Below are 4,406 nucleotides of genomic sequence, written 5' to 3'. Positions count from 1 at the left end.
GTTTTGTTGTCTATCCTTTCATATTTTTTGTGGTTCGCCTTTTGCTTTCGGTTACTATGTAATTTATAAACCGGGGTCGCCCCCCACACTAAGGGGCGCCCCGCCCGCGCGGCGTGGGGGCCGGGGGGGGCGCGGCTCCGCGACGGTCTCGTACGACCCCGTGCGTGGCGCTCAGTCGGCCTTGACAGCGAGGACGGGGCAGCTCGCGTCCAGCAGGATGCGCTGTGCGTTGGAGCCGAGGATCAGCTTGCCGACCGGGCTGCGGCGCCGGAGGCCGATGACGATGAAGTCGGCCTTCTCCTCCTCGGCGACCGAGATGAGGTCCTCGGCCGGGTCGTTGCCGCGGACCAGCTGCCGCACCTCGTGGTCGAGCCCCTTCTCCTCCAGCAGGTGCTGCACGCGGGAGAGCTCCGCCTCGAAGCGGGTAGCCTCCGTCGCGTCGAAGTCGCGCCCGCCGCGGTGCGAGCTGATGACGACGAGCTTCGTCTTGCGAAGGACACACTCCTCTGCGGCTCGCTTGAGCGCCGCTCGACCTTCCTTGGTGGCGACGTATCCCACGACAATGGCCACGGGGAGACCTCCTCATACGCATCGGTGAACTGTGCTGCGACGCTACCCGATTACCCCACGCGAGGAGGGCCGCAAGGCCCCGGTGTCGCCAACAACACGGTGGTATGGCGTGAGCGCGCTCCCGCTCGCCGGCGCGGCCTTGGGGGCGCTGGGTCAGCCGCCCGTCACCGTCCCCCACGCGCGAGGGCGCCCCGCACGATGCCGGCCACCTGGTCGGACTCGATGAGGAAGCCGTCGTGCCCGAAGGCCGAGTGGATCGACTCCCGCGTCGCCCGCGGGAGCAGCTCGGCCATCTCGTCGGACAGCCGGGGCGGGTAGAGCCGGTCGGTGTCGACGGAGGCGATGGTGCAGTCCGCCTCGACCCGGCCGAGCGCGTCGGCCAGGCCGCCGCGGCCACGCCCGACGTCGTGGGAGTTCATCGCCTCGGTGAGCACGACGTAGGAGTTGGCGTCGAACCGGCGGGTCAGCTTGCTCGCGTGGTGGTCGAGGTAGCTCTCGACCGCGAACCTGCCGCGCTCCGTGGAGCCCAGGGGGTCCTCCCCCGGCTGCGCCTCCCGGCCGAACCGGTCGTTGAGCTCGGTCTCGGTCCGGTACGTCACGTGGGCGATCCGCCGAGCGATGCCGAGGCCCGCATCGGGGGTGCGGCCCGTGTCGTAGTAGTCGCCGCCGGCGAAGTCGGGATCGGTGCGGATCGCGAGGAGTTGGGCCTGCGCCCAGGCGATCTGGTCGGCCGTCGCGTGGGCGGTACTCGCGAGGACGATGGCGCGCTCGACCCGCTCGCCGCCCATGACGGCCCACTCGATCGCCCGCATCCCGCCCATCGAGCCGCCGATGACCGCCGCGAGGCGGGTGACACCGAGCCGGTCGAGGAGCGCCTCCTCGACACGGACCTGGTCGCGGATGGTGACATAGGGGAACCGGCCGCCCCAGGCCCGCCCGTCGGGTGCCGCGCTCACGGGTCCGGTGGTGCCCTGGCACCCCCCGAGGACGTTCGTGCTGACGACGAAGAAGCGCTCGGTGTCGAGCGGCCGGCCGGGGCCGATGAGTCCGTCCCACCAGCCCGGTGTGGGGTGGCCGGGACCGGCCGGACCGACCACGTGGCTGTCACCGGTGAGAGCGTGCTCGACCAGGACGACGTTGTCCGCGTCGGCGTTGAGCCTGCCCCACGTCTCGTAGGCGACTCGGACCTCGGTCAGCACTCCGCCGCGTTCGAGGTGGATCTCGCCCAGGTCGAGGAACCGCCGGTCGCCGACCGGGTCGCCCTCCCGCCAGGTTCCGTCGTCGCGACGGCGCACCGGTGTGCGCGTGGACGCCACGGGGCGCGGTGGCACCGGAGGGGGCGTGATCGACCGCCCGTGACGTGTCAAGGCCTCGTGTCGGTGGGTCACCGTCATCGACGCTCCTCGTCTCTCGCGCTTGCTCGCACCGGATCGTGCGGCCTGGTCCTCACCCGGGGCACCCCACCGCGAAGGAGGGTTGCCGGCCAGCAAACCGGGGCTTTGCGCTGGCACTCATGACCTGGATGACACCCTACGCGACCTCGCGTCCCGGGTCCGACCGGACGTCCACACGCTGGACGCAGACCAGCTACGCAGCGGCGAGGCCGGGAGGCCGGATGCCCAGCTCGAGCAGGTGGGCGAGCAGGCGGGCGAGGACGTGCCCGGGCTCGACCTCGAGCGCGCGCTCGATGGCCACGCGCGCCGCGGCGCCGTCGCCGGCGTACCACGCCTGGGCGCCGGTCACGGTCAGGACGGGGGCCGCGTGAGCCTCCGGCGCCAGGCGGCACAGCCGCTCGAGCCGCGAGCGGATCACCCAGTGCGCGTCCTCGCCCTCGTCGCGCTCCTCGACGTCATCGATGACCGGCGCCACATGGGTCTCGAGCAGCTCGACGAGCCGGGGGTCGAGCGCGCCCCGCTCGAGGCTGCCAGGGCAGAGCAGCGCGATGATCCCATCGCGCAGGTCGCGGTAACGCAGGCTGCCGAGCAGCAGGCACAGCTCTCCCTCCGGGACGTCCCGACCGTCGAAGTGGCCGCCGAGGAGATCGGCCCATGCGGACAGGCAGTGGTCCGCCCACGTGATCTCAGACCACGCCCCGGCGGAGGCCGGCCAGCGGGGTTCGAAGAGCGCCCGGGGCTCGACGACCTCGGCGACCCAGGCGTCGATCGCCTCGCTCAGGCCGGACGGCGCCGGCTCGAGGGGCCGCACGACCGCGGCGAGCTCGTCGCGGGAGCGGAGCGCCGCCCGGCCCAACCCGACGTAGGTCGCCACCGCGGCGACCTCGTGCGGCGGCGGGACGGGCTCGTCCGGACAACAGGTGCACATCAGCCCGATCCACCGGTCGCCACGGACGACGATGCGGTCGACCAGGGTGATGTGCTCGAGGCCCAGACCGGTGGCGATCGCCTGGGACACGGGCTCGCTCTCCCCCGGCTCGTCCTCGTAGCCGATCACCATGACACCGTCGGGGGCCTCGCGCCGCAGGACGTGCAGGATCGACGCCGCCACCGCGGACGCCTCCGAGAGGTCAGCGACGACGTCGAGCCGGACGACGAGCCCCATCCGCTTGCCGTTCAGGCACACGACCACCACGCTGCGCGCCGGGTGGAAACCGAGGTGATAGGGAATGACGGCCAGCAGGTCTGGCGGTCCGGTCAGGGAGATCTTCTGCTGCTCCATGGCCCGAGCCTTGCGTCGCGGGGCGCGCCGTGACAGCCGTCATCCCGTCCCGGGCCCGGATCTGTGGACAACGGGACCAGGCGGCGGGGGCTGTGGACACCGACCTCGGCCTTCCACCCGGGAGCGAGGGACCCAGGTCAGTGCGCCCCGACCTCGAGCAGCCTCAACGCTCCAGGCGCTTGCGGAGCGACTCGAGCACGTAGTCGGTCGCCGCGGCCCGCACCGCACGTCCCCCGGTCCGGACGGGTCCGTCCGCTGCCGCGCCGGTCCGGTCCGCGCTCGGGTCCGGGTCGGCGGTCCGGCCGCGTCCGTGTAGCACGTCCCGGCGGATCACCGTCGGTCGTGCCCGCACGCCCTGGCCGAGCTCCCAGGCGAGGAAACGGTCGGTCTCGTCAAGGAAGACGCGGACCGCCCAGGAGATGACGAGTGCGTCGTCGGCGAGACCGACGACCGGCAGGACCAGCTCGGGCAGCAGGTCGACCGGCGATGCGACATACGCCACGGCGGCGCCGACGAGAGCGAGCCGGCCCCGCGTCACCCCCTGATACGTGCCGCCCATCGTCGCCCGGACGAGGCGCGGCACCGCGTTGACCCGCTCCGAGAGCGTCGGAGCCCCGGGCCGCGTCGTCGCACGCAGCAACGACGCCGCGGTGGCGGCGAGCTTGAGGGGGGAGGTGCGCTTCATGTCCCGACCAACGACGACTCGATCGCCCGGATTCCGGGGCACGACAGCCATGTCCGAAGCGTGACCACGGCTCAGGCGGCGAAGGGTGAGACCGGCGGGAACTCCTGCTCGGCCTGCTTCGCGATCTTGCCGAGCAGGTAGACGTCGATCCCTCCGCCCACCGCACCGCCGAGGAACGGCACCCCTCGCCCCAGCCTGCTGAGGGCCCCGTCACCGAGCTTGCCCAGCAGCCGGAACCCGACAGCCTTGTTGACGACCATGAGCGCGGGCGGCGGCAGCCGGTCGACGGCGAGGGCGGCGATCCTCCCGCCGGGGCCAACGAGGCCCGCCTTCTTGAGGATGTCGTCGGTGTCGGCGCCGGTGAGCGTGAGCAGGATCGCCGACCGGATCTCGGGCTGGTCGATGTCGTAGCCGCGCAGCTTCGCGATCGCGGCCGTCATCCGTGTGCCGAGGATGTAGAACTCGAGGACGTTGG

The 4,406-nt window shown here is 72.2% G+C and carries 4 protein-coding genes, 1 pseudogene and 1 riboswitch; all 5 genes and pseudogenes read right to left on the bottom strand.

What is annotated here, in order from left to right:
• Positions 1–171 precede the first annotated feature (171 nt).
• On the bottom strand, positions 172–570 hold the full coding sequence (locus ACTHJJ_RS12410; RefSeq protein WP_034715911.1) for a universal stress protein: 399 nt from the start codon (positions 568–570) through the stop codon (positions 172–174).
• Between the two features lie 164 nt (positions 571–734).
• The gene (gene metX / locus ACTHJJ_RS12405) at positions 735–1,865 is read right to left on the bottom strand and encodes a homoserine O-acetyltransferase MetX (RefSeq protein WP_440303250.1); all 1,131 of its coding nucleotides are present in this window, start codon (positions 1,863–1,865) and stop codon (positions 735–737) included.
• A gap of 112 nt (positions 1,866–1,977) precedes the next feature.
• Positions 1,978–2,089, bottom strand: a riboswitch (SAM riboswitch).
• A gap of 68 nt (positions 2,090–2,157) precedes the next feature.
• Positions 2,158–3,246: a DUF4192 domain-containing protein gene (locus ACTHJJ_RS12400; RefSeq protein WP_440303249.1), complete on the bottom strand. Its 1,089-nt coding sequence runs from the start codon at positions 3,244–3,246 to the stop codon at positions 2,158–2,160.
• A 163-nt stretch (positions 3,247–3,409) separates the two neighbouring features.
• Positions 3,410–3,931 (bottom strand): YkvA family protein, encoded by a 522-nt coding sequence (locus tag ACTHJJ_RS12395; protein WP_440303248.1) that lies wholly within the window; start codon positions 3,929–3,931, stop codon positions 3,410–3,412.
• 71 nt (positions 3,932–4,002) lie between these two features.
• Positions 4,003–4,406, bottom strand: a pseudogene (locus tag ACTHJJ_RS12390) (EcsC family protein); the annotation flags it as partial.

This window comes from Intrasporangium sp. (genome assembly GCF_051961875.1).
GTDB lineage: Bacteria > Actinomycetota > Actinomycetes > Actinomycetales > Dermatophilaceae > Intrasporangium_A.
The sequence above is the reverse complement of the archived record's forward strand: the minus strand, read 5'-3'. Positions and strand labels throughout refer to the sequence as shown.